Genomic DNA, 26643 nt, shown 5'->3' on the forward strand with positions numbered 1-26643 from the left:
CCGCTCCCACGTCTTGCTGACGAACTTTGTTATTGTGTTGCGCCAGCACTGCCGCCTCTCACTGCAAAACCGCCGAGGTCGAGATCCTCTCGATACGTCGCGAAGCGCGTTGGGCAGCATGGCGTCGCGCCGAAAAATCGGCCTCGATCAACGCCTCCAAATCATCGAAATGCGTATCCCACCCGCTTGATGAGCCGGGCTTTATTCGGCGTTGCGGCGAGGCGGCGATCATGTCCAGCGCGGCTTTCCAGCTCAGCCCGTCCAGGGGGTCGAGAAAGATGGCGGGCTGTCCGGCGGCAGCTTCGCGATGGGCGCTGATGTTGGAGGCGATCACCGGCGTGCCCAGCGCGATAGCCTCGGCGACAGGCATGCCATAACCCTCCGTGAAGGAAGGCGCGAGAAGGGCGGCCGCGCCCGCCACCAGCCGCGCCAAGGCGGCATCCTCCAGCCCCGGCACTTCGATGACGAGACCGGGAAGGGCGGGGCACCGCTCCAGCATCGCCAGGATGTGGCTGTTTTCCCATCCCCTCTTGCCCACGATGACCAGCCGTGGCGCCTTCGGCCCGTCGCGCTCGGCCAGATATTGCCACAGGTGCAGCAACAGCATGTGGTTCTTGCGCGGTTCGATCGTTCCGAGCGTCACGAAATATGGCAGCTGTGGCCGCGGCATGTCCGATGATGGCGACAGGAAGCACTGTTCGACACCGGGAGGCAGCACGGCGATAGAGGGCAGCTTTCGATTGCTTTCCTGAGCAAAGGTGCGCAAGGCGCGCGCCGTTACCTGGGAGTTGCAAAGCACCAGCGATGCGTGTTTCAGCACCGTCTCCATTCTGCGGCGATGCCGCTCCGGCTCCTCCGGTCTGACGAATTCCGGATGCGATAGCGGAATGAGATCATGGACGTAGAAAACGCCGTTTCTGTCGGCTTCTCGAAGCCAGGAGAACGCCGATGTCCGTTCCAGCCGGCTGTGTGATACGTGGACGAAAGACGCCCTGTCCGGCAACGCCAGGCCATGAGCGAAATGATTGGCGACGGCATGCGCAATCTTGCGCAGCTTTTGCGTATGAGCCTCGCCTGCTTTCACTTCCGACGCTGCCTGCCACCTGATCTTGCCATCGATGGCGGCGAAAATCCGTTCGAGAAGAGTGGCCTGTGCGGGCGATATCTCCGTTGCTGCCCAACGGCTGTTGAGGATGGAGACCAACTTGTCCGCCCGCTCGGACGGAACGGTGACGGCGCTGTTATGACCGGTTTCGACAAACCACGACGGTGGCGGAAACGCACCGAGATCGGTCAAGGCAGTCCGTTTGCGGCGCTCGTTCAACCAGTTCGCATAATGAAGCTCATAGCGATCGATGCCGGTGGGCGTCGGGCAATGCGACCGCTCCATCAATCGCGAGATGTCCATAACGACCGGCTTCATCATTTTTTTCTCGCCTCGAGCATGTGGATGACCTGTGCCAGCCAGCGCCGCCGCGACGGATTGGGAGCGATGCCCTGGCGGGAACGATAGAGTTCGGCGACCACGTCTTCCGCCTCGCACGGAAGATTGGTGATGTTCGACCAATATCGCGGATAGAGGATGAGTGTGCCGGCGACGAGGGCGTCGAGCGTTAAAGCGCGCTTTCGCCGCAATGAAACGACCGAATCCCGTGTAAGGCCCCAGCCAGCATAGAAGGGGAGGCCATGACACCATACCGGCTTTTCTCGCAGCAGGGCTTCGAACCCGATCTGCGATGTTGCGACATGAACCTCGTCGACAACGCCGAGGAGATTATCCAGATCGACATTGCCGATGACGAGATCGGCAGCCTCCGCCGGTGGCAATGGGGATGGATGACGGCCAGCTGCCTTCGCCAGAAGATCTGGGTGTTGCTTGTAGATGATGAATGCCGCCGGTCTTGCGCGCCGGACGGCTTTGAGCAGTTCGATATCGGATGAATGACTTGCCATGCCGAACCGCAGCGAAGCGTCGTTCGGCACCTGCCCGGCCACCAGAACGATGTCGCGGTTTTCGGCGAGAGCACGATAATCCGGCGCCGGCTGCGGCGGCAGATTGTATTTGGTGATGCCCATCGAGACGATGGCCTGCCGCAGGCGCTTTGCGCGCGCAAGAAGCGCATCGTCGAAATTCGCCCCGTTCAGGATCGTCTCCAGCCGGCTTGGAGCGGAGGCATCGAAATAGATGCCTTGGTCGTCGAAGCAGAGCGAAGATGGGGGTACCAGGGAGCTGCCGAGGCCGGAGGAGCGAATGAAGCCATCTTCAACCCGAATGATCGGCACTCTCTTGCCCTGCTTCCACAAAATGGATTCATCGGGAGGAGTGGCGTTCCCCCAAAGGACGATGGTGTCGGCACTCTGGATCTCTGAGGCGCTCGGATTGGTGGCGAACTGCACCTGCGACTGGGGGCTGCTCAGATAGCGGCGCATGACCGCGCGTTTGTGGAGCGAAAAATTGACGCAAAGGTAACGGCCGGAGAGCGATCGGGCGCGCGTGCGCCATTCCAGCAGCCGTTCGACTGCCTGCTCGGCCGTGATCGGGCTGCACGAGACGGGATCGACATAACGGGAATATTGAAAGAGCGCAGCAGCAGCAAACTCGTCTATGCTGACATGGCGTCCCCGACGCGAGCGCGCCATCGTTGCGACCGTGCCCACGGCGCGGTCCGCAGTCAGTCCCCAGCCGGCATAGGCGGGCATGCCGAAGGTAACGACGGGTATTTCCCGCAGAAGCGCTTCCAGCCCGAGTTGGCTTGATACGGTCCAGACCTCATCCACCATATCCAGCAGGGAATGTGTCGAGACAGGGCGATCCACAAGCTGTACGCCTGCCGTTCGGGCGAGGGGTTGAAGAAAGCCCCTGGCCTGGCCTGCCATGACGTCGGGATGGCATTTGACGATGATATCGGCATTTTCCACGGCAAGAGCCGTCGTCCACATTCTTGCGAAGGTCGCTGCATCGGCACCGGCGCTTTCCACAGCGTGATTTCCCATCACCTCGTCGACAAGCAGGATGCGCTTGCGACGGCTTCGGCGAAGCGAAATAGTCTCGTCCCGCAGCTGATTGTCTTGAGACAGTCGTTCGCGAATGATCCATCGCCGCAGGTCGCGGGCGCGCTGAATATCCGTGTCGGATGGCGCATTTTGTAGCAGCGCCTCCAATCGGGAGGGCTGGCGGGCAGAAGAATGGATGCCGAGATCGTCGGCGACGATGGAGATCGGCGATGTGGCGTCCTGACCGGTCGATTGCAGGAAGCCGCCCGCCACCGTCCAAAAGGGCAGACGGAGCACCAGCGCATAGAGGCGTGCCAGGCGAGCAAGCGGCCCGTCTCCCCAACTGACGACACCATCGGCGGCACCCATCGTCAATTCGATCGGTTTGAGGGACGCGGAGAAGGCGGGGCCGATGAGAGGAAACCGCTGACGTGTCGGAAGGAAGGCGAGCAGCCGTGCGTTGATCGGGGGCAACCAGGACGGCTGCTCGTCTGCCTTTGCCGAGGACGGCGCCCCCTGGGGAAAGATCGTCGAATCTATGTGCATAGAAGTCCCCCCAAAAGATGTTCGCTAAGAGCGATGGCTCGCGCCTGAACGAGACAGCCTGCGATGTCTGCTCACGGCTGGTTGCATGAGCGGAACCGCTTTGGGGGACATGAAACGCAACGGTAACTGGAGGACATCTTCCGGTATCGAAAATGGGAGGCTGCGCCGCCTACCGAGGAGAAATTTCAAGAGGCTTCGGCCGATGAACAGGTCTATACGGCCATTCGAGGCAAGGGTACTGCCGATATGCTGCAAGATGCCTCCGAACTTTCCCATTCCGAATTCCTTGAACCAGCAATGAGGGTGAAACGGCTAATCGAATGGCAGTTATTGCCGTCACAATTCGGCCTCGCCATACGAATCGCGTCGCCAAAGTATTAATAGCGACAGAAGACAAATTATTCTTGTTTCTATATGTAAAAATTTCGAAATCGCGGAAATATATTTGACTTTCAAAGGATATATGGGAATCTCTTGCAAAGTAAATTGCCGTCGACATCGTCGTGCCCGTTGTTCGGAATGACGAGCTAAAACGATGGAAACCAGCTGACTGCGGTTGCTTGATCGGAGCTCCGGAAGGGCAGCGGCGGAGTGGTCCTAACCATTCCAAGAGAGATTTGATGGTCCCAAATGAGCCGTATCGAGAATAACAGGGAATTCGCTGATTTCGTTAGGCTGGTGAATGCACGCTCATCCGGCGTTGTCGTAGGTCAACCGGTTTCCTGGCCGCGTTCTGTCGCGCAATGGGCTCGATCGCAATTGCTGCTATTGCTGATCGTCGTGGTTCCCGGCTTGCTCGGGGCGATCTATTACGGTTTCATCTGCTCCGATCAGTATGTTTCCGAAACGCAGTTCGTCGTGCGCAGTCCGAACAGGAATGCCGCGGGGCTGCTCAGCGGGTTCCTCCAGAGCACCGGATTCGTTCGCGCGCAGGATGACAGCTACATCGTCACCGAGTTCATCAAGTCGCGCGCCGCCGTCGACGCCCTGGTAAAAAGGGATGGTCTGATGGAAATCCTCTCTCGCCCTGAAGGAGATCTCCTCAGCCGCTACCCGCTACCTTGGGCGGAAGCCAATAATGAAGAGTTGTATCAGCATTATCTTCGTTTCATCAATGTACACACCGACAGCGGCAGCGGCGTGACGACACTGGACGCACGCGCATTTCGTGCCGAAGACGCCTATCGCCTGGCCAATGCTCTGGTTCAGCACGCGGAAGAACTCATCAACCGTCTTAATGATCGAGCGCGCGAAGATGCCATCCGTTACGCGCAGATCGAGGTGAACGACAGTCAGACAAGACTGTCCAACATGCAAAAAAGCCTGACGGAATTCCGCAATCGCGAAGCGCTTGTCGACCCAAGCAAGCAATCGTCTGCCGCCTTGGACATGATTGCCCGGCTTTCGGATGATCTGGCCGACAGCAAGGCGCGTCTTTCTGCGCTGCAGGAACAGGCGCCGCAAAGTCCGCAAGGGGAGGCGCTGAGCGCGCGCGTGGCGGCGATGGAACGGCAGATCAGCGATGAACGGGCACGTATCGTCGGGAGTGACGGCTCGATGGCGCCTCGCATCGCGCAATATGAGCAGCTGCTGCTGGAGAGGGAAATGGCAGCGAAGATGCTGACATCGGCGACCGTTTCCCTGGAAAATGCCAGGATCGATGCGCAGCGGCAACAATTGTATCTGGAGCGAATCGCCGATCCGAATTTGCCCGATCATGCGCTGTACCCGAAGCGCCTCGGTTCGTTTCTGATGCTGCTTGCGGTTTGTTTCGCGACTTTCTGGATCGTGCGCTTCTTCATGATCCAGGTACACGAGCACGCGGCTCAGCAATGACCGGGCTTCCTTCAAGTCTCACGCAGATCGCCTCCCCGAGGGCGCCGGCGCCGGAGAGCGAAATACCCTGGCATGAAGATGGCATTGTCGGCGTGTTCGATCTCGTCAAGGAATATGAGGTGCATGGCCGGATGCGCCGCGTGGTCGACGGCGTGACATTCAAGATTGGCCGCGGTGAAAAGATCGCTGTCCTCGGACACAATGGGGCCGGCAAGTCAACGCTCGTGCGCATGATCGCAGGGATAGAGGAGCCGACGTCGGGCAAGGTCGTGCGCAACATGTCGATGTCATGGCCCATTGCCTTGAGCGGTGGCTTCGGCGGTTCGATGACTGGCTACGACTGCATGCGCTTCCTGTCGCGCATCTACGACAAGCCGTTCGATGAAATTCGCGATGTGGTAGAGGATTTCAGTGAGCTTGGCCGTTATCTGCGAATGCCTCTCAGGACCTATTCCTCAGGCATGAGAGCGCGGCTCGCCTTCGGCATGTCGCTTGCCATCGATTTCGATTGCTATCTCATCGACGAGGTATTGGCGGTTGGCGACAAACGCTTCCAACTCCGCTGTTTTGAGGAGCTTTTCGTCAAACGCAAGGATCGCTCGATGATCATTGTGGGACATAATCTCAATGTGATCGGCGAGCTGTGCAAGTCGGCGCTCGTGTTGAAGAATGGCCGCGGCCGCGTCTTCGATGACATCGAAGCGGCATTTCGCATTTACTCCACATTGTAAGCCAGCGGCCGTTGAGCTGTGTGGATCGGCAACAGTAGTGCTCGCTATGTTTGCAAATTGACACAATATCGAACGACAAAATGCACCGCGTCTCCGCGCTTGCCGGGACCCGATCGCATATAGATAGCGGCATTCCGGGCGCTGACCCAGGCTCCTAGCTAAGCCTCATCATGTATTAGAATAATTGAAATGAATGTAGCGCGCAGATTGTTTTGGCTGCAAGCCAGCGGGGCCGTTCGGCTACTCCATTTTTGCAGTGGACCTTGTGCCTGCAACAAACCTCCGACAATTCAATCGAGGTAAATTAGTAACTACTTCTGCAACCTTTGCCCGTAGACATGTCGAATATATTTGCCGAGAGCGATTATTTTGTCCGATATCGTCGCTCGGGATTTTCAACCTGTGGCCGCGCTACGAAGAGGTAGGAATCTGTATAACATCGTCACTATCTGTACTGTCGCGCTAAAATTCATCGTGCTAATTTAATTATAAGTAATGCAACTTGCGATGAATGGTCTTGCCTCTCGAAGTGGGCGCGAGAGCAAAGGAATGGAGTCGTCAAAACGAACGCTAGAAAAAAGTAGCCTAGATAGAAATCACGTGTTAGCGATGGCTAATATGCAACCTGAGATTTTGAGTAGGATTAGCGGATGGCGATGTTGGAAAGAGTTGTCGAGCAATGCGTTGGCACTTTCGAGGTGTATTCCCGGGATGCAATCATTCGCAACCTTGACATGCTTGAACCAAACTGGAAATGGGCGGTTCCTTCAGAAACCTCAGGCGATTATTCCTTCAAATTCAGCAAGCAACCGCTTCAGTCGGCCTCGATCATAAGCGCCGAGCATTCGGCCGGCCTCGAGGGGACCGCGAAGCAGGACTTGCCGCGCGTCAGCATCGTATTTGTTCTCGCGGGGGAAATAGAGATTAATCACCGGCGAATGCGCAAGTCCTTACGCATTCCTGCCAATTATGTCGCCAGCATAAGCGATCGGGCGGGCAAGCGGCTGGAGATCAAGCCGCGTAGCTCCTGGCTGCTGTTTCAGATCCCGGAATCCGTAATCCGCCAGCATTTCGAAGAGTTGACCGGCAAGCCCTACGTGCAGGAGTTTGCGCTGGCGCCTGTGAGCTTCCGTCAAGGCGGCGCACAAGGGCTCTATCAAACACTGCGCCAGGCCGAGAAGGATTTGACGACCGCTCGCCAGACCGAACGGATGATGCTCGCTAAGGCGTACGGCGAGCTCCTGCTGGTCAAACTGTTTGCCAAGCTGCCGCACAATCTGTCCGATGCCTTCAATCGTGGCACGCTTGAAAACGCGCCACGGCAGCTCCTGAGGGCGGAGGCGTTCATGCGCGACAATCTGCACAACGCCATCATGCTGGAGGATCTCGCGAACGCCGCGAGCTGCAGCCCGCGAGCGCTGCAACGCATGTTCAAGACCTATCGTGGCGATACGCCCATGGGAATCCTCTGCAACTACCGCCTAGCCGCGGCACATGGCGCCATCAAGGGTGGTCAGGCCGAAAGCATCACCGATCTCGCCATGAGCCTGCAATTCTCCAATCCCGGGCGATTCTCCGTGCTCTACAAGCACGCTTATGGCTCCAGTCCTTCGTCGATCCTTCGTTTTACCCGGGAGCGCAGCGACGATGCCGGAACGGCCTAGCCTGCCTCGCGCGAGAATACCTCGCCAAAACTGCCTCCATGCCATTCAGGATCGTCGATGCCGTTGAAGTTCGGATTATTGTGCGTTCTCGCCTGCGTTCTTACGGGCTGTGGATTACCGGAGGCCGGCCCCAAGGCCTCCCGCATATTGGAGGAAGCGGCCGCGCGCGCTATGCCACCATTCGCGGTTGTCGATGTGACGTCGACGGCGATGGTCAAAAGCGTCGCTCGACCGGTAGCCAGCTTCGCGGCATATTTCGGCGAGGGCGCACGAGATCCCGGTCTCAGGATCGCGGTTGGTGATGTCGTTTCCGTCAGTCTTTGGGAAGCGCCTCCCGGGAGCTTGTTCGGAATGGCTTCGAGCGCTTCGGGGCAGCAACAGGCGACGGGTAGTTCAGTGACGATCCCTCCGCAAACCATAAACAGCGATGGCACCATCAGTATTCCCTATGTGGGCCGGATTGTGGCCGCTGGCCGCACTCCAGCTTCGGTCGAAAAGGCGGTGGTTTCCGGCCTGATGGGCAAGGCGGTGCAACCACAGGCGTTGGTGACCGTCCAGCAAAGCTCGTCGAACGCCGTCACGGTTACAGGCGAGGTGACCGGTGGTGCGCGCGTCGCACTTTCGCCCGCCGGCAGCCGAGTACTCGATGCGATTGCTTCGGCGGGAGGATTGCGCGCCGGCGTCAACGACAGCGTCGTCTACCTGACGCGTGGCGGGCGAACAATGCATCTGCCTTTTACCGCGATTGTTCAAAATCCGCGCGAAAACGTGAGATTGCGGCCCGAAGACGTCGTTACGGTGGTGCGCGAGCCGGTTACCTACACGATTCTTGGCGCATCAGGTCAGAGCGGCGAAGTTCCCTTCAGCGTTCAGCATTTGACCATGGCGAATGCCGTTGCGCGTGCGGGAGGCTTGCAGGATACCCGCGCCGACGCCTCAGGCGTCTTCCTCTTCCGCTACGAGCCGCTTGAGGTTGCCCGCCGCATCGTTGCACCGAGCAACCCGTTGCTACGCCGTAGTGGACCTGTCCCGATCGTCTATCGGTTCAACCTGAAAAACGGATCGACGCTGCTTGCGATGCAGAACTTCGAGGTTCAGCCGCGGGATATAATTTATATCTCCAACGCGTCCTCGATCGATATTCAGAAGTTTATGGGCCTCTTCCAGGGTGTTACCGGAACGGCACTGTCAGCGGCATCGGTCGGCATCTCTGCGTCGGCGGCAAACTGAAGACGGCAGAGCAAAGGCGAAGGACAGGCCGGAGGCGGATAATCTCGCTGCGATCGAGGGAGTTTCCTGATGCTGCCCGGCCTGCGGAATGCGTTACGGGCATGCAGGAACGAGAGAGGTACAATGAGTTCTTCGGCACTGCTACATCTTCATGAATTGATGGCGTTCGATCGCCATCAAGCCGAAACCGCCATCTTGCAGCGCGTGAACAGCGCCTATCTCGGAAACCACACGGCTCTGGTGCGCGTACTCGGTCGCTACAAGCTTTATGTAGACACCCGAGACAGAGGTTTCGGATCCCATGTTCTTCTGGACGGTTTTTGGGAGATCTGGCTGACATTGTTTTGCGCGCGCAACGTCAAGCGCGGTATGACCGCGATCGATGTCGGTGCGAATTTTGGCTATTACTCCCTTCTGCTTGCCGAACTCGTCGGCACAAGGGGCGAATTGATCGCCGTCGAGCCAAATCCACATGCCGCCGATTTCCTGCGTCGCAGCGTCGAACTCAACGGGCTGCGCGGACGGACGCGGATCGAAACCTCGGCGCTCGGTGCAACGATATCGGGAGAAGCCTCTCTATATGTTCCCCATAGCGAGCCGAAGAATGCGCTGATCGTTTCGGAAATGTTCCAACCCCGCCCACAGGACGGCATCGTTATCAAGGTTCCCGTGACAACTCTCGACGGGATGAGCGCCTCCTGCTCGCGCGTCGACTTCATAAAGATCGACGCGGAGGGGGCAGAGGAAGTGATACTCGAAGGAATGGCTGAAACCATCGCCCGCCATAAGCCGATGCTCGTCGTCGAATTCAATCCCGCTCGCTATGCCGACGCATCAGGTTTTCTCGAACGGCTCGCCGGTATCTACGGGACAATGCGGCGTCTCGATTTCAGCGGCGAGGCGGTTCCCATCACCACCGAAGACCTGCTTTCGAAATACGGGGCCGACGATTCGCTGCTCGTCTTGTCGCCTGACAAGCCGGCTTGAGAGCGACGAGGGATTTCCAGATGCTGAAGGAGAGATGGGAGTGAGCCAGACGATCCTTTATGACGGCCTCAATCTTTCCCTGCAAAAGGGCACAGGTGTTGCGACCTACACCCGCAGCCTGCTGTCGGCGTCCCGTTCGCTTGGTTATCAGACCGGGGTTGTTTACGGAATTCCGGGGAGGGTTCCGAAGGACCCGGTATTGCGGGAGGTTGTTCTCTTCGATGCATCCGGCGCCCGCCCGCGCGGAGCATTATCCGAAGCTCGGCATTGGCTGCGCCGTCGCATTGCCGCGCCCTTCGGTGTGAAACCGGTTCCGATCCCACTCGGCGGGACGGTTATTCTTAAATCTCTTCAGGCGCAACTCGGCGATGCGGCCCTGGCCTATGCTTCCAGCGACTTGTTCCATCTCGCGCGCCATCATTTCAAGCGCTACGGCAATAGTCTCACAATGAAGTTCGAGGCACGGCCGGATCTTCTCCATTGCACCTATCCGATGCCGATCGCGGTTAGGAAGGCGCTGAATATATATACGATCCATGACCTGGTGCCCTTACGGCTGCCCTATCTGACCGAGGACGACAAGCGCTACCACTACAAGATGCTGCGCTCCCTGGTCCGGCGGGCGGATCATATCGTGACGGTATCCGAAACGTCGCGGGCCGATATTATCAAGGTTCTCGGTGCCGATGAGGCGCGCGTCAGCAATACCTATCAGGCCGTTCACGTGCCGGAGCGACTTCGCGAGAAGCCGGTCGATGTGGTCGCCGATGAAGTCGCTGGCATCTTCCATCTCGATTGGAAGGGCTATTTCCTCTTCTTCGGCGCTTTCGAGCCGAAGAAGAACATTTCACGGCTGATTGAGGCCTATCTCGCCGCAAAGACATCCAAGCCGCTTATCATCGTCGGTGCTCCGGGATGGAAAGGCGAGGAAACGCGGCAGCTCATCGATGATGACCGGTTTCGCTTCTATCTTCGCGCCGAAGACCGCATCTTGCCGCAGCGGCAGATCCAGCGCTTCGATTTCGTATCCTATCCCTTGCTGATCAGCCTGATCAGGGGAGCGCGGGCGGTGCTGTTTCCTTCGCTTTACGAAGGTTTCGGCCTGCCGGTGCTGGAATCCATGCAGCTTGGAACGCCGGTCCTGAGCTCCACGGAGGGATCGATTCCCGAAATAGCCGGAGATGCCGCACTGCTGGTCGATCCTTATGACACGGAGGAGATGCGCAAGGCGATCGTCAGTCTGGATCAGGACGACGGGTTGTGCGCCTCGTTTGCCATGTCCGGCCCCAGGCAGGCCGCACGTTTTTCCACGGATCGATATCAACAGAAGGTGAGCGCGCTTTATGACAGCCTCTTCAACGGATAACCGCAGAAAGAGTGGATCATGACCATCCTCTTTGCATTCGGGATGCCGGGCGTCATGTCCTCGTGGGGCGTTGCCGCGGTGCATGCCCTGGCCCGCGAAGCCTTCGGCGATTATGCGGTCATCGCAACCGATACGGTGGAGGACCTCAAGCAGCATGTCGTAGCGCGATCCGGAATGCATGCGGTTCTGGTCTCGCAATTTCCGGAAGCCAGGCTTTCCGAATTGATCCTTAGGGTCAATGTGCCGTTTCTGTTGTTTCTCGAGGATCCGCTTGATGCGGTCTCATATCTGGCTCGGGCGACCGAGCAGCGAGATATCGGCTTGGTCAGGGCCGTCTCGGCCAGCCTTGCCTGCCTCGAACCGCTGGCAGGCGCTTCCGGAGCGCTGGTCTTGCGTCGCAACGACGTCGCTCAAAAGGGCAGCATAGATCTGCTCCTGAAGACGATAGACCGGCATTTCAGCACTGATCTCAAATTTGAGCAAATCGCGAATGCGCTGCTGCATGTCGGAATGGCGCCTGCCGGACAGCCGTCGCATGCCGAGCCGCCCAAACTGGAGGAGGCGGCGGCGGCGGTGATCGCGGGATATCTGATGCCGCAAGAGGTTGTCCCGGAGGTCAGCGAGGCACTGCGCGAAACGGCAAGGAAGGTTCTTCGTCCTTTGGAATTCGCCCCTCGGGAAAGCTCGCGTGCCACGATTTTCTGGCCGCAAGAGACATTTCTGTCGGGCGACAGCCTGGGACAGGCCCTGGACGATCTTGTCGACCTTACCGGGGGAGCCCGGTGCCTCATTTATGGTCCTTACCTTCACTTGCCCCCAGGTCGCTGGAATGCGAAATTTGCCTTCGATGTCGACGAAGACTGTCAGGGGCAGATCTTCACCCTGGAGGTACATGCCGCCGAATTGCTAGGGAGCCTGCGTGTCTGCCCGGAAGGCACTGGCTCTTTCGAGGCGGCGGTACCGGTCAACATTGTTGACCCACGTACGCCGATCGAAATCCGGCTGATGATGGACAGCGGTGCCATTGAAGGGCGGCTTTCCGCCTGGAGCGTCGAATGGCTGCGAGCTGCTTGATAGCCGGCTTGCGAATTGGCTTTGACGACCGCGGGTGAGCAACGGTTTTCGACTCGTTGATCCGTCATCGGCAGCGGATTCCGTTTTCCGCGCGTTATTCTGTTACCCAATATTTCCAGCGCCGGGAATTTTGTAAACGAACGTTTCCCGGTGAGATTTTTCCGTATTGGCGCCGCAAAACCCTTCTTTTCAGGCAATCGATAGTTTGTATAAGAATTGAGAAAACGGAATGAATCCTATGAACGCGAATGCCGCACCCGATGTTCTGATAGTCGATGACGACCACGAAATACGCTCCCTCCTAAGCAGATACCTTGAGGAGCAGGGTTTCCGCGTATCAACGGCAAGCGATCTGCGCGGATGCAACGATGCGCTCAACCGACGTCATCCCGATCTCCTCGTCCTGGATGTCATGCTTCCCGACGGGTCTGGCCTCGATCTTTGCCGCGATCTGCGAAATCGCCGTCCTCGGGTGCCGGTCATTCTGCTGACCGCTCTGAAAGAAGATATAGATCGCATTCTCGGTCTCGAGATCGGCGCCGATGACTACCTCGGCAAGCCGTTCAATCCGCGCGAACTGGCCGCGCGCATCCGTGCGGTCCTGCGCCGCACGAACGAAGACTCCTCCTTGGAGCCCGAGCAGAGGCGCTATCAGTTCGCGAGCATGATGCTCGACCCACAGCTTCGTCGGGTCAGCAGAGAGAACGGCGAAGTGATTTCGCTGACGGGCGCCGAATTCGACCTTCTGAAGGCGTTCCTGGAACGAGCCGGTCGGCTCCTGTCGCGTGATCAGCTGCTCGACCTGACGCAGGGACGTGATCGCGATCCGGCTGATCGCTCCATCGACGTCCTGATGAGCCGGTTACGCCGCAAGCTTGGAGAAACGGTGGAGGAGCCCATCTTCAGGACGATCCGCAATGGAGGCTATCAGCTCGTCGTTCCGGTAACGGCCATCAAAGGCGATTCATGAGGTCGCTTGGCGCACGCTTGGCGTTACTTTTGATGACCGCTATCGTTCTGGTCGTCATTTCCTCGTCTTTCGTGGCAAGCCTCGTCATGCGCGGACCGCGGCCGGACATGACGATCGAACGTATGGCCCATCAGCTTTCCATTCTTGCCACTTTCGCAGAGAAAGACAGAACCACCGCGGCATCGGCAGGATTGGTCGTTACCCCCGGACCTGCTGAAGGCCAACGCGACGAGGAACTGTCCCGCTTCCTGATGGAAGCCCTGCTTCGAAGATCTGGCATGCGCGAGGCCGTCATAGTACGCCAGTCGACCGGCGAAATGATCGCGTCGCTGAAGCTCTCCGACGGCAGCTGGCTGATCATGCCGATGCCGGACCATGGCCCGCCGCCGGGCGGATGGAAAATCCTTGTGGGATGGCTCGGTCTTATCATCATCGGCAGCGTGCTCGTCTCCATCTTTGCCGCCTCGAAGATCATGAAGCCGCTGCGTCTGCTGGAGGAAGCGGCTGCGGCGATCAATCCCGACGGTACCCTGCCGCATATAGCGGAAAGCGGACCGGGAGAAATTCGCGCGACTGCGCAGGCGCTCAATGGCCTGTCGGCCCGGGTGAAGGCCGCCACGGAAAGCCGCATGCGGCTCGTTGCCGCCGCCGGACACGATCTGCGGACGCCGATGACCCGGATGCGCCTGCGGGCCGAGTTCATCCAGGATGATGAAGAGCGGCGCAAGTGGTTTGCCGATCTCGAGGAGCTCGACAGGATCGCCGACAGCGCGATTGGGCTGGTCCGCGAAGAGATTTCCAAGGACAGTCTGGAGCAGGTCAGGCTCGACAAGATCGTCGGCGATATCGTCACCGAGTTGAAAGCGATCGATATGAACGTCACGAGCGGCGAACTGGAGCAGGCAACGATTAGCGCAGGCCCTCTCGCCGTCACCCGAGCCTTGCGGAACCTGCTCATCAATGCGGCAACGCACGGCCAGTCGGCGACGGTAACGGTGACGCATCTTGGCAATAGAGCCGTTGTGCGAATTGTCGATACCGGGCCCGGTATTCCAGAGGATCGGCTCAATCAGGTGTTCGAACCCTTCTTCCGGATCGACATCGCAAGGCAAAGGTCTTTTCCGGGAGCCGGCCTTGGCATGGCCATTGCGCGAGAGATCGTTACCCGATTCGGGGGTGAGATCACGGTGCGTAATCGTCAGCCGCGTGGATTGGAGCAGGTCGTGTCGTTCGAGAGTGCCGGGGCCAAGGTCGCAAGCTAGCACGAGCGCCGCGATCCAAACCATCGTGGTATCACAGCGTGGACGTCCTTGCAGGGACGGGATCAGCTGACGGAACATCCGCGCGACCAAACAGGCTTTACTTGCGTAGAACTCTCGAAAATTCTACATAAACCAATATTGAAAGTAAGATTACAGAACTTACCAAATAGTTCGCGTCGGCGGGAAAAGCAGAGACATTAAATTTCCCCAAAATGCCTTTTTTCAGCAACATTCAGAAATGTCAGTGCCGGCAACTGATGTAAAATCGTGGTCGATCAGTAGCTTGGCTCGAGCAGGCTTTGGTCGCCCCGCATACCCGGCTTCGCCATGACGCCCCCAACACGAATGGCGAAGCCGGATTGCTTTCCGGCTCCGCCGTTGATTTTTTCCTAGAAATATCAGTCTCTTGATAATGCCGCGACAGGGTCCAGCAGGGATGCGTTGCGGGCCGGCAGGTAGCCGAAGGTCAGGCCGATCGCGCAGGAGCATGCGAAGGCCAGAATGATCGAACTTGCGGAATAAACGAGTGTGAAGTTCGATCCGAAATAGTTGAAAGCGAAGCCGAAGCCGAGCGCGGTCGCGATGCCGAAAGCACCACCCAGCAGACATACGAGGACGGCTTCGATCAGGAATTGCTGGAGGATGTCTTGGCGTCTCGCGCCGACTGCCATGCGCACGCCGATCTCGGCGATACGCTCTGACACCGAGACGAGCATGATGTTCATGACGCCGATACCTCCGACCAGCAGCGATATGACGGCGATTGCTGAGACGAGCAAGGTCATCGTTCGAGTCGTGCTGGTAATGGTCTGGCGAATATCGTCGGTATTGAGGATAAAGAAATCCTTGGTGCCATGGCGGCGCTCCAGAAACTGCGTGACGGCCGCCTCCGCCGCAGAACTTTCGGTATTGTCGGCGACCCGTACCGTAATGCTGCGCAACGACATGTCGCCCAGCAGGCGGGCTTGGACGCCAGTATAGGGCAGATAGACGGAAAGATTGTCACTTGAGCCGAAGCCGCCTTGCTGGGAGGCGATGACGCCGATGATGCGCGCGGGAACCTTGCCGACGAAAATGGTTTGCCCGAGCGGATCGAGCCCCCGATCGGCGAACAAGGTCGTCGCGGTGTTCTGATCGATGACCGCATCCTGCGACAAGCGTTTCACGCTATCCCCGTCGAAGAACCTGCCCATGATAAGCTTTGATCCTTTCACGGAGAAATACGCGTCTCCCACACCATTGATGAGGGCGTTTGCCTCTGTCGAGCCGAATCGCACGGTGCTGCTGGTCGAGACGGTCGGTGTAACAGCCGCGACATAGGTCAATTTTGCCAACGCATCGGCGTCGGCGACCACCAGGGTCTTGATGCGGCCGGAGTGCGTATCGCCGAAGCTCTTGCCGGGAAAGATTTCGAGCGTGTTGGTACCGAGGCTATTAATATTTTGCAGAACCTTTCGCTGCGATCCCTCGCCGAGCGCGATGACGCTGACGACCGAGGCTATGCCGATGATGATGCCGAGCATGGTCAGGAACGTGCGCAGCCGATGGGCCTTGAGTGCAAGGATCGCCATCCGGAAGGCTTCCGTCAGCCGGTCGGCCATCTCCCGCCATCCAGATTTGCCGACGCCCGCCACGGTAGCGGAGGCCTGCAATGACGGAGCTTTACGGCCCGTCGGTCGATCGGCAACGATCCGTCCGTCGGAGATCTCGATGATGCGATCGGCGCGCGCGGCGACGTTCATGTCGTGAGTGACGATCACGACCGTGTGGCCCTCGCCATGGAGCTCGCCCAGAATACGCAGGACTTCCTCGCCGCTCTGCCGGTCCAGGGCGCCCGTGGGCTCGTCGGCAAGAATGACGTTGCCGTTGTTCATCAGAGCGCGCGCGATCGAAACTCGCTGCTGCTGGCCGCCCGAAAGCTGGCCCGGCCGATGGCCGTTTCGTTCGCTCATGCCGAGCCGCTCGAGAAGCGCTGCCGCGCGCGCTCGTCTTGTTTCACCCGATTGCCCGACATAGATGGCCGGCACCTCGACATTGCCGATCGCCGTCAGCTCGGAAAGCAGATGATAGCGTTGAAAGATGAAGCCGAAATGTTCTCTGCGCAGTTTGGAGAGCGCATCGCTGTCTAGGCGATGCGTCTCTTCGCCGGCAATCGCATACGTGCCGGAGGTCGGGCGGTCTAATAGACCGATGATGTTCATCAGCGTGGATTTCCCCGAGCCGGAAGGCCCGACGATCGCGACCATTTCGCCTTCGGCGATGGCAAGATCGACATCCTGCAAGACTGCGATCGTGCGGTCCCCGGATTGATATTCGCGGCGCACACGCTTCAGTTCGATAATCGGAGAAGGCATACGTCAGAATCCCATTGGAGGGGGAGGGCCGCCGCTGCTGCTCTTGGTGGTCGCAGTGCTTGCCTCGCCGACCACGACATTCTCTCCTTCGGAGAGGCCAGACAGGATTTCGGCAGAGACGTTGTCGTTGAGGCCGACCATGACGTTGCGGCGGATCCTCTTGCCGTCGTCGCTCACGACCTGAACCGTACGGGATCCCTCGGCGGATTTGCCGCCCAGGGCGGAGGAAGGGATGGTGAGCACATTCTTGGCCTGTCCGAGAACGATGTGAACCTCCGCCGACATGTAGGTGCGGAAATAATTATCGGGGTTCGGCACTGCAAACACACCGTTGTAGTAGATCGCCGAGGTGGAGGATGACGATGTCGTGCTGCTGCTCGATGACGCTGTGGTCGACGACGAGGTGATGCTGCTGTCGCTGGTGATCGATTCAGGTGCCGGCTCGATCGACTGCAATGTGGCCTCATACCGGGTATTCGGATCGCCAAGGATGGTGAAATAAATCGGTTGCCCCACCTTGACCTTGACGACATCGGCTTCGGAGATCTCGGTGCGAACGATCATCGTATCGACTTGTCCGAGGATGACGATCGTCGGCGCCGATTGCGCTGCGTTCACCGTTTGGCCCTGCTGGTTGACGATGGCGAGCACCGTGCCGTCCATCGGCGCCGTGATGTGCGTGTAGGAAAGATTGGCGCGCGCTGTTTCCACCGCGACTTCGGCCGATGTGATTTGCGCGTCGAGAGCTGCAATTTGGGCGGTAATCTTCTTAACGTTCGCTTCCGCACTGTCGAGGTCCGCCTTGGAGCCTGCCTGGTTGCGGAATATCGTCTGCTGGCGGACGAGCGTCGTCTGCGCGTTTTCAAGATCGGCCTCGCTTTCCTGGCGCTGTGCCCTAACGTTCGCCAGGGAGGCCTGAGCGGTCTTCAGGTCGTTGCTCTGTGTGGTCGAGTCGATTTCGGCAACAAGGCTGTCCTTCTTGACGGTATCGCCAAGCTTGACATGAACAGCTGTGATCCGACCGGAGACCTGTGCGCCGACCGCGACCAGCTTGATCGGCCTGAAGGTGCCGGATGCGAGCACGGCTTCCTCGACATTGCCTCGCGTCACCGGCGCCGTGATCGCCGATGTCGCCTGCCGGTCGAAATAGCCGTATTGGAAAGAGAGAATGCCGATTGCGGCAAAGGCAAGAAGACCTGCATAGAGCATGTGCCGCGGTCTGATGCTCCGCTTTGGGAGCACTTTGGTGGGAAGAGAGCTTGCATCCTTGGCTCGTTTCGGGCTGACGGTCGGCGGTGCCTTATGTTCGAGTATGTTCAACATGAGATTATTTGGCCTTGGCCAGATGTGGACCCGTATCGGCGTCAACGACGACAGGCGTGGAGACATCGACCTGTCCGTCCCAACCTCCGCCCAGCGCCTTGTTGAGGGAAATGTAATTTGAAGCAATATTTGCGGTGCTTTGGATAAGCGAACTTTCGGCGCTATAGAGTGAGCGATCCGCATCAAGCACGTTAAGGTAATCGACTGCGCCGGCCTGATTTAGCTCGTGGGACAAGTCTGCCGCCTTGCGATAAGATGCGGCGGAAACGACAAGCTTGGCGTTTTTCAGTCTCTCTTGCGTCAGTGACACAATGCCATCTTCGACATCCTGCATAGCCGTCAAGACCGCCGACTGGTAGGCGATATAATATTGATCGCGTTGTGCCTTGGCGACATCCACCGCAGCCTTGAGCTGACCACCCTGGAATATCGGTACGGTGAGCGATGGGCCGAACGACCAGCCGATAGTTGACTTCTTGCCAAGGTCCGAAATGCTTGTGGCAGATGATGAGATGCTGCCCGTCAACGAGACTGAAGGATAGCGATCTGCCTCGGCCTGACCGATCTTGGCGGTATATTGTGCGAGCTGGCGCTCGGCACTGCGAACGTCGGGGCGGGACAAGAGGATATCGGCGGGAATACCTGTCGAGACATCAAGCTTCGGTCGTGGAATGGCACCGCCGGTCTTTAGACGTTCGTCGAGGGCTGCTGGCGGTTTGCCAAGGAGTACGGCAAGCTTGTGAACTGCCTGCGCATAGGAGGTTTCATAGGTTGGAATATCCGCCTCAGTGCTGGCGGCCTCGCCTGCTGCTTTCGCAGCGTCAATGGCTGTCGCTGTCCCGGCCTTGAATTCAGCTTGTGTCAGTTCCGCCGTCCTTCGCTGTGAGACGCCGGTGCGCTGCGCCAGGTCACGCAGGGCCTGATACTCACGGGCCTGAACATAATAGGAAGCAACATCCCCGACGAGCGTTACCAGCGTATGGCGTAAATCCTCTTCCGCGGCATCGACGCCGTATTTCGCAGCTTCAGCGGCACGTTTGTTGCCGCCGAACAGGTCGAGTTCCCAGCTTGCATCGAATCCCGGCTCGTACTCATTGTAGACGCTGGCAGGGGTGCCGTCAGAGGCAGCCGTTCGGTTGCGCGTTGCTGATGCTGTCCCCTCAACGGTCGGAAGAAGTGCGCCTCTTTGCTCGCGATAGGTCGCGCGAGCTTCGCGTATCTTTGCTTTCGCCGTTGCAACATCGAGATTGCCTGCGACGGCCTCCTCAATCAAAGCATCCAGCGTGGGATCACGAAGCCGTTTCCACCATTGCGACAATTGCGGCGGCTGTATTTTCCTCGACGTCTTGCTACCCCAATGTGTCGGCACGGCTAGGTCGGGCGTCTTATAATCCGGCCCTACGACACAGCCTGTCAATGTTCCGATGACTATGGCGGCAATGGCAATATTCGACGGTCCCGTGTTTGAGCGCAAACATATCGGCAAGATTTCCATCCCTGGCTTGTTGATCCTATGCGCTGGCCTCGATTGAGGCCAGGAAGACGTGGAGTATGAGGAAGACCATCGCTTTTCCTCTGTGAAGAAGGATGGCGCTGCGCACACGTCATTGGTCCGGGAGCGCCGGGCGGGGCGTTCCCGGACCATTCGGCCCGGCGAAGGGCCGCTCCTTCCAACCAACAGGGGCGTCCGGGGGGATCTCGATTGGTTGGAGGCGGAGAGGAAATGGTCTGTCGTGGTGATCAGTGGAACGGATGCGGGCCGGGAACGAGCGATCGCTCCGCGTCCGCCAGTTTGGTGAGCTGATCGGCGTTCAGCACGTTGCGCAGAACGACAGCCCTGTCCTTGAGAACCTTGGCCTTGGCAGCGCGATCCAGCACGCGATCGGCCAGGCGCTCTCCGAAAAGCTGAGTTTGCCCGTCACCCTGATGGGCGACTTGGGACGCGGCGGCGTCATCGGTTGGCGGCGGGTCTGGCAGCTCATTCTTCGCAGGCGTCAGGAGATCGACCAGCGCGCTGGTATAATCCCGCCAGGCATCGAGCTGGTTACTGCGGACACCAATCAAGGTTTCGAGCGCCGACAATTTTTCCGCGATCATTAGGGCCGGGTTCGGTCGGCGCGGAGGTCCCGGCGGCATGAGCATGCCGCCGCCAAAGGCCATCATCGGCCCGTCGGGATGACGGTCCTGGAAATACCAGCCGTCCGATGGCGGGCCGACCGGACCTGGTTGCGGGATCTCGGCGCCTGCGGGCTTTTGCGGGTCCGATGCGATTTCCGTACCGGCTGCATAAGCCGAAGCGGTTGCGCCGCCAATTGCCGTTACCAATAAAGCCGCGACGATAAGTCGTTTCTTCATAATCAATGCCTTCGCTACGAATAACTGCAGCAAAAGCTAATGGGACCTTATGAATGCAATACGTCGATATGTTTCCTAACTTTTCCCGCAAGGGGAATATTGCGAACGAAGTTTGCTGATGGCCTGGCAGCAACGCTTCATTACAATTTCCTCTATTGTCGCCTTAAAGTTCATCTTCTGGTGTAACGACAAGCGACATGTGGGGCGTATCGCAGGTCGTAGATGGAGAGAGCCGTCGCTTGACGATGGCTCTCTCCACAGTGTTCGCTATTCCTTGCTTCCGGAAGCAGCAGATGTCGATTGATCCGCTTCCTTCAACGCGGCCGCACATTCCTCGCAGCACACCTCCACCGATTTGCCGCCGAGATTGACCTTGATGGTCTCGGCGCCGAGTTCGCAATCGCAAGCGGCACATGTGGTTCTCTTCATCTCATGATCCTTTCCTGATCGATCCCCTTGCCAGGGCAGGATCATAAGAGCACCGATCATCATGTCGGCGCTGTCGGAATCTTTAGCGAACCGCGTAGAGCTTGGGCTTCAGCTGTGCGGAGCGCTGGAATTCCGCTGGCGTCAGGCCGTAGGTCTGTTTGAACGCGGCGCTGAAATGGCTATGGCTGGAAAACCCGAGATCAAGCCCGAGCATGGTCAGGTCGTCATAGGAAGCGAGGAGATCGAGCGCGCGTGCCAACCGAAGCCGCAGCTGATAGCGGTAAAGAGGGATGGCTTCTACCTGCTGGAAAACCTGCGTGAGGTACACCGGCGAGACGCCGACCTCCTTGGCAATCTCGGCAAGCGTCCACCGCCGAGCGAGATCGGAGGTCAGCACGAGCTTCGCACGATCGACAAGCTTCTGCCGGCCGAAGCTTGCGCCCGCCTCATGCGAGGTGCGCTCGCCGAGCGAACGGCGCACCAGCGTCAGCGCCAGCGTTTCGCCCTCCAGACTTTCGGCAATATTGCGGCTGAGCCCGTGACGAAGCATCGCCACAAGCGCTTGCGCTCGCGGATCGATACGACGGCGCTGGCGGCGGAAAACGACGCCTTCGCCGGATTGTATCTGTTCGTTTGGCGCGAGCTCGTGAAGCAGGGCCTCATCGATCATGAGATCGAGACAGGAATCGCCACCCTCGATGGGGTGGCTGATCCTGTAGTCCTGGCCACGATTGAAGAAGACAACCTGATTGGCTTCCGAAACGGCCTCGCTTTGGCCGACGTGACGCTTGAAGACCCCGCGATAGGTATAGACGAGGCTTGTCTTATGGGCGCATTCTTCATCGCTCTTGTGCCGACATTCACCATTGCAGACGACATCGCGGATGAGGACGCTTTTCGTCTTCAGCAGTACGCTTGTCGAAAATTGTAGCATGCCGAAATCCTCATCCCACCGCTTCAGCAGGTTGCATGGCGTGAGCCTAGCACGTTCCGCTTCATATTTTTAGTAGCGGCTGTAAATATGAACATCGCTTCCGGCTTGCCCGCGAGAAAGCCCTATGTCCTTCAGCTGGTCGTCGGAAAGCTCAAGCAGCGCATTGCGATTTCTTCTCTCGGCGACTTTGCGCGCAACGAAGCGCACTATATCGATGAAGATCGAGAGAGGCATACGCTGGGCCTTGCGGACGGCACGGCTGCGCTCGGAAAAAATTGTGATGTTTGCGACTTGCATGGCGATACTCCACCGCTTGTTTCGATGAAGACAGTGAACCATTGGGAGGGATTCCGCGCTGTCAGATAATTTAGCGATCGACAGAGCAGCCGAGGGCGACAAACCCTATGTGGGCGATGGCGACAAACAATCGTGGATAGTGGCAGCAATGCCAGTATTTTCATTGTCGACATCTTGCTCACAGCGACGATAGTGTCGAGGCCAACCAGCATAAGGCCAAGTGTACCAAGGAGAGTGAAAATGTCGTGGCAACATCCCGTATCGCGGATCACTGACGAAGAACGGCAGCAGCGCCTTTCGCGGCTTCGTCAGCTTCTCGATACGCACGGACTGGCCGGTTTGCTGCTCGGGCCGACGGAAAGCCTGCGATATTTCACCGGGCTCGTCTGGCATGCGAGCGAGCGGTTTCTGGGCGCACTCGTCACGCCGACCGCGCTCTATTACATCGTTCCCGGCTTCGAGCGCAGCCGCGTGGAGACGTTGCCGCATCTGCCGGCCGAAATCCTCGAATGGCAGGAGGAGGAGAGCAGTGCGGCATTGATCGCTCGCACGTTCGGACATTCAGGCGTTTTGGCGCTCGACGACAATATGCCGCTCTATTTCTACAACGCGTTGGCGACCGAGCTTGGAACTGAAAGACTGGCCAATGGCGGAGCGCTCATCAACGGCTTGCGCCGGATCAAATCTCCCGCGGAAATCGCGCTCATTCAATATGCCATGAACCTGACACTGGACGTCCATAAGCAGGCGTATGCCTTGCTCAAGCCGGGGATTCGCGCGTCGGAAGTGGTGGAATTCATCGACCGGCGCCATCGCGAGGCTGGCGCCCATGGCGGCTCGACCTTCTGCATCGTGTCCTTTGGTGAAGCCACGTCCCTGCCGCACGGCGCAGATGGCGATCAGACGCTCGGCGAAGATGACGTCATTCTGGTGGATACGGGCGCCCGTATCGACGGCTATCATTCCGACCTGACGCGAACATACAAGCTGAAGAGCGGCGATAGCGCCTTTGAGGATGCATGGGCGATCGAACGAGAGGCGCAGCAGGCCGTTTTCGACGCTGCAAAGCTGGGCGCCGCTTGTTCCAGCCTCGATGATGCCGCGCGCGCCGTGCTGGCGAGACATTCGCTTGGTCCCGACTACAAGCTGCCGGGACTGCCGCACCGCGCCGGTCACGGCCTTGGTCTGGAAATTCACGAGGAGCCTTACATCGTGCGCGGCAACACGACGGAACTCGCGCCCGGCATGTGCTTCTCAAACGAGCCGATGATCGTCTTTCCCCAGAAATTCGGCATTCGGCTCGAGGATCACATCTATATGACGGCGGATGGTCCGCGTTGGTTTACGCAACCATCCAGCGGACCGACGAAGCCGTTTGCGAGTTGAGAGTTTTAGTCGGGGCGGCCGTCAAGCCGCCCTTTTTCCATCCTCATCGAAGACATGCAGATGCTGTGCCGGGAAGGAGACGTTGACCTGTGTCTCCGCGCTCAGAGGGGTGCGATCCAAGGTGAATACCTTGAACGGGAGGCCGTGCAGGGAAAGATGCAGGATGATGCCGAAGCCGGTGGGCTCGATGAGTTCGACATTGGCCGTCATGTCGGACGGATTGGACGACAGCACGACATGTTCCGGGCGAATGCCGAGCGTGACCTTCGCAGCGGTTGCCAATTTTAGCGGCTCCGGAAGCGAAACGAGCGTGCCATCCTTGAGCTTGACGGCATTGCCCTCGTAAGTGGCATCAAGGAAGTTCATGCCGGGTGAACCAATGAAGCCGGCCACGAAAAGATTGGCGGGGCGGTCGTAGAGTTCGAGCGGGCTGCCGACCTGCTGAATCACCCCGCCATGCATTGCAACGATGCGGTCCGCCAGCGTCATCGCCTCGATCTGGTCGTGAGTGACATAGATCGACGTCGCTTTAAGATCGCCATGTAACTTCTTGATTTCCGCTCGCATCTGCTCGCGCAAGCGGGCGTCGAGATTCGATAGGGGCTCATCGAACAGGAAGGCTTTCGGCTGCCGCACGATGGCGCGGCCCATGGCGACGCGCTGGCGCTGGCCACCCGAGAGAGCCTTCGGCCGACGCTCCAGCAGCGGATCGAGGCCGAGCTTGGATGCCGCACCGGCGACAGCCTTGGCAATGCCATCCTTGGCCACCTTCCGCAGCCGCAGGCTGTAGCTCATGTTGCCGGCAACGTTCATATGCGGATAAAGCGCATAGGACTGGAAGACCATGGCGATGTCGCGGTCCTTCGGATGCAGCTCGTTGACACGATTGTCGGCAATGCGGATTTCGCCGCCGCTGATATCCTCGAGGCCGGCAATCATCCGAAGCAAGGTGGACTTGCCGCATCCCGAAGGGCCGACGAGGACGACAAACTCGCCATCCTTTATCCGAAGGTCGATATCGTGCAGAACCTGCACATGGCCGTAGGCTTTCTTGACGTTGTGAATATCGATCGATGCCATGTGACTAACCCTTGACCGCGCCGGCCGTCAGGCCCTGCACGAGATAGCGTTGGATGAGCAGGAAGAAGAGCGCGGCCGGAATGAGCGCCATGACGCCCGCTGCCATCATCTGCCCGAAATCCACGGAGAATTTCGAGACGAAGGTGAGAAGCCCGACCGGGAAGGTCGCGGCCTGATTGCCGTTGATGAGCATCAGCGCGAAAAGCAGTTCGCTCCATGCCGCCGTGAAGACGAAGCCGAGCGTTGCCGCAATGCCGGGCAAGGTGAGTGGCAAGATGATCTGCCGGAAGGCGGTAAACTGCGTTGCGCCGTCGATCATGGCCGCCTCCTCAAGATCCTTCGGAATCCCGTCGAAGAAAGACTGCATCAGAAAGGTGGCGAAAGGCACGTTGAAAGCCGTGTAGACGATAACGAGCCCGGTCAGGCTGTTGGTCAGGTGCAGCGGCGTCAGGATCTTAAAGATCGGCGCGACCAGCATGACCAGGGGAAACATCTGCGTCAGCAGCATCAGCGCCACGATCCAGTATTTGGCGCGGAAATTGAAGCGCGAGAGCGCATAGCCGGAGAGTGACGCGCAAATGGTGACCGCGATCGCCGTTGAGGCGGAGACGATCAGGCTGTTCTTGAAGAAGGTCGGGAAATCGCTGTGCTGCAACACGAAGGCATAGTGTTCCCAGGTCGTGCGCGACGGCCACATGCGCACACCTTCGGTATAGAGCAGATCATTCGGCGTCACCGACACTTTCAGCAACCAGAAGAGCGGGAAGAGCGCGAAGGCGACGTAGCAAAGAATGGCCAGACGATGGGCGATGGTGGGAAGGACGGATCGTCTCATGGCTCAATCCTTGTTCAGCAGTGTTTGCCGCAGCAGGATGATCAGCATGGAATAGGCAAGCAGGAGGACCAGCAGCACCAGGGCAATGGCCGAGGCATAGCCGAAATCCAACCGCTTGAAGGCCTGGGTGAAGATGTAGCTCGCGACGATCTGCGTACGGTCCGCAGGGCCGCCGCCCGTCATGACGACGATCAGATCGGCGAAATTGGAGATCCAGACCGTTCGCAGGAGAACCGTGATGGCGATGGTCGGCGCCAGGAAGGGAAGCGTGATCGAGCGGAAGCGCTCGAACCAGCCGGCGCCGTCGATCGAAGCTGCCTCATAGAGATCGCGCGGGATCGCCTGAAGGGCCGCCAGAAGCGTGATCGCGAAAAAAGGAATGCCCCACCAGACATTGGCAATGATCGGCCCCCACATCGCATAGTTTGGATCGGACAGAATATTGCCCGGCTCGCTCATCAGGCCTACGGCATAGAGCCAATGGGGGATCGGGCCGATGACCGGGTTGAACAGCCAGGACCAGTTGAGGCCGGCGAGGAAAGAGGGAACGGCCCAGGGCAGGAATACCAGCGCCTGAACGATCGATCTGCCGAAAAACGGCTTGTCCAACAGAAGTGCCAGGATCAGCCCGAAGATGAACTGCAGCACCACGGAGGCGCCCGTCCACCAAAGTGTATTCTTCAGCGCCCAGTAGAAGGCCTTATCCTTGGAGAGATCGCGAAAGTGTTCCAGGCCGATGAAGCCGCCGGAAAACGGATTGAGCAATTGAATATCGCGGAAGGCGTAGGATATGCCGATTGCCAGCGGCACCAGCATCACGGCGATGATGAGGATCAGGGCAGGGGCGCTGTAGAGATAGGGCTCCGAGGCGTCGGCGAGGCGCTTCAGCCACGGCCTGCGGTCGTGACGCCTGTCGAGCGTGTCGGTGATCGAAGTCATCTGCAAGAGTTCCCATTCGCGGCGCTCGAACGCCGTCTGTTTCAATTGGGC

At 58.7% G+C, this 26643-nt stretch carries 22 protein-coding genes; 10 read left to right on the forward strand and 12 right to left on the reverse strand.

Annotated elements, in window-relative coordinates:
• Positions 1-58: 58 nt before the first annotated feature.
• A complete protein-coding gene (locus PH558_RS08960) occupies positions 59-1426 on the reverse strand; it encodes a glycosyltransferase family 4 protein (protein WP_285203677.1) in 1368 nt (455 codons plus the stop codon).
• Positions 1423-3540 (reverse strand): capsular polysaccharide biosynthesis protein, encoded by a 2118-nt coding sequence (locus PH558_RS08965; RefSeq protein ID WP_285203681.1) that lies wholly within the window; start codon positions 3538-3540, stop codon positions 1423-1425. Before PH558_RS08965 ends, PH558_RS08960 begins: the two co-directional genes overlap by 4 nt.
• A 768-nt stretch (positions 3541-4308) precedes the next feature.
• Between PH558_RS08965 and PH558_RS08970 the strand changes: the two genes are divergently transcribed.
• The 9 genes from PH558_RS08970 to PH558_RS09010 all read left to right on the forward strand — a co-directional run bounded on the left by PH558_RS08970 (position 4309) and on the right by PH558_RS09010 (position 14660).
• On the forward strand, positions 4309-5376 hold the full coding sequence (locus PH558_RS08970) for a KpsE/RkpR family capsule polysaccharide export protein (protein WP_244575389.1): 1068 nt from the start codon (positions 4309-4311) through the stop codon (positions 5374-5376).
• Positions 5373-6107, forward strand: coding sequence for an ABC transporter ATP-binding protein (locus tag PH558_RS08975; RefSeq protein ID WP_095436507.1), 735 nt, complete (start codon positions 5373-5375; stop codon positions 6105-6107). Before PH558_RS08970 ends, PH558_RS08975 begins: the two co-directional genes overlap by 4 nt.
• 734 nt (positions 6108-6841) lie before the next feature.
• Positions 6842-7771: a helix-turn-helix transcriptional regulator gene (locus PH558_RS08980; RefSeq protein ID WP_285203686.1), complete on the forward strand. Its 930-nt coding sequence runs from the start codon at positions 6842-6844 to the stop codon at positions 7769-7771.
• Between the two features lie 57 nt (positions 7772-7828).
• Positions 7829-9001 carry a polysaccharide biosynthesis/export family protein gene (locus PH558_RS08985; protein WP_285203687.1) on the forward strand — a complete coding sequence of 391 codons (1173 nt, stop codon included), beginning with the start codon at positions 7829-7831 and terminating at the stop codon, positions 8999-9001.
• Between the two features lie 123 nt (positions 9002-9124).
• Positions 9125-9988, forward strand: a complete 864-nt coding sequence (locus PH558_RS08990) for an FkbM family methyltransferase (RefSeq protein ID WP_285203690.1) — start codon at positions 9125-9127, stop codon at positions 9986-9988.
• Between the two features lie 34 nt (positions 9989-10022).
• Positions 10023-11354 (forward strand): glycosyltransferase family 4 protein, encoded by a 1332-nt coding sequence (locus PH558_RS08995; RefSeq protein WP_285203692.1) that lies wholly within the window; start codon positions 10023-10025, stop codon positions 11352-11354.
• Positions 11355-11372: 18 nt separating this feature from the next.
• Positions 11373-12428 carry a hypothetical protein gene (locus tag PH558_RS09000; protein ID WP_285203693.1) on the forward strand — a complete coding sequence of 352 codons (1056 nt, stop codon included), beginning with the start codon at positions 11373-11375 and terminating at the stop codon, positions 12426-12428.
• Between the two features lie 238 nt (positions 12429-12666).
• Positions 12667-13398: a response regulator gene (locus tag PH558_RS09005; protein WP_095437616.1), complete on the forward strand. Its 732-nt coding sequence runs from the start codon at positions 12667-12669 to the stop codon at positions 13396-13398.
• On the forward strand, positions 13395-14660 hold the full coding sequence (locus PH558_RS09010; RefSeq protein ID WP_113407744.1) for an ATP-binding protein: 1266 nt from the start codon (positions 13395-13397) through the stop codon (positions 14658-14660). The genes PH558_RS09005 and PH558_RS09010 overlap by 4 nt, the downstream gene beginning before the upstream one ends.
• A gap of 398 nt (positions 14661-15058) precedes the next feature.
• Here the strand turns inward: PH558_RS09010 and PH558_RS09015 are convergent, their stop codons facing one another.
• From PH558_RS09015 to PH558_RS09045, 7 genes are all read right to left on the reverse strand, one after another.
• Entirely contained in the window at positions 15059-17014 is a 1956-nt protein-coding gene (locus PH558_RS09015) for a MacB family efflux pump subunit (protein ID WP_285203698.1), read from the reverse strand.
• Between the two features lie 3 nt (positions 17015-17017).
• Positions 17018-18223 carry an efflux RND transporter periplasmic adaptor subunit gene (locus PH558_RS09020; protein ID WP_095437615.1) on the reverse strand — a complete coding sequence of 402 codons (1206 nt, stop codon included), beginning with the start codon at positions 18221-18223 and terminating at the stop codon, positions 17018-17020.
• Positions 18224-18341: 118 nt separating this feature from the next.
• Positions 18342-19832: an efflux transporter outer membrane subunit gene (locus tag PH558_RS09025; protein ID WP_483314134.1), complete on the reverse strand. Its 1491-nt coding sequence runs from the start codon at positions 19830-19832 to the stop codon at positions 18342-18344.
• A 245-nt stretch (positions 19833-20077) separates the two neighbouring features.
• A complete protein-coding gene (locus PH558_RS09030; protein WP_113407747.1) occupies positions 20078-20692 on the reverse strand; it encodes a transporter family protein in 615 nt (204 codons plus the stop codon).
• A 267-nt stretch (positions 20693-20959) separates the two neighbouring features.
• The gene (locus PH558_RS09035; RefSeq protein ID WP_168192587.1) at positions 20960-21121 is read right to left on the reverse strand and encodes a hypothetical protein; all 162 of its coding nucleotides are present in this window, start codon (positions 21119-21121) and stop codon (positions 20960-20962) included.
• Between the two features lie 82 nt (positions 21122-21203).
• Positions 21204-22055 (reverse strand): helix-turn-helix transcriptional regulator, encoded by an 852-nt coding sequence (locus PH558_RS09040; protein ID WP_095436497.1) that lies wholly within the window; start codon positions 22053-22055, stop codon positions 21204-21206.
• A gap of 69 nt (positions 22056-22124) precedes the next feature.
• Positions 22125-22352 (reverse strand): DUF1127 domain-containing protein, encoded by a 228-nt coding sequence (locus tag PH558_RS09045; protein WP_285203705.1) that lies wholly within the window; start codon positions 22350-22352, stop codon positions 22125-22127.
• Between the two features lie 240 nt (positions 22353-22592).
• On the opposite strand from PH558_RS09045, the gene PH558_RS09050 reads away from it, so the two are divergent.
• Positions 22593-23738: a M24 family metallopeptidase gene (locus tag PH558_RS09050; protein ID WP_285203708.1), complete on the forward strand. Its 1146-nt coding sequence runs from the start codon at positions 22593-22595 to the stop codon at positions 23736-23738.
• 21 nt (positions 23739-23759) lie between these two features.
• Here the strand turns inward: PH558_RS09050 and PH558_RS09055 are convergent, their stop codons facing one another.
• The 3 genes from PH558_RS09055 to PH558_RS09065 are packed head-to-tail and all read right to left on the reverse strand — an operon-like array spanning position 23760 to position 26592.
• Positions 23760-24818: an ABC transporter ATP-binding protein gene (locus PH558_RS09055; protein WP_285203710.1), complete on the reverse strand. Its 1059-nt coding sequence runs from the start codon at positions 24816-24818 to the stop codon at positions 23760-23762.
• A 4-nt stretch (positions 24819-24822) separates the two neighbouring features.
• The gene (locus PH558_RS09060) at positions 24823-25653 is read right to left on the reverse strand and encodes a carbohydrate ABC transporter permease (protein WP_113407750.1); all 831 of its coding nucleotides are present in this window, start codon (positions 25651-25653) and stop codon (positions 24823-24825) included.
• Between the two features lie 3 nt (positions 25654-25656).
• On the reverse strand, positions 25657-26592 hold the full coding sequence (locus PH558_RS09065) for a carbohydrate ABC transporter permease (protein WP_095437614.1): 936 nt from the start codon (positions 26590-26592) through the stop codon (positions 25657-25659).
• Positions 26593-26643: the final 51 nt, after the last annotated feature.

It is taken from the genome of Rhizobium pantanalense (genome assembly GCF_030182525.1).
In the GTDB taxonomy this organism is placed as follows: Bacteria; Pseudomonadota; Alphaproteobacteria; order Rhizobiales; family Rhizobiaceae; genus Rhizobium.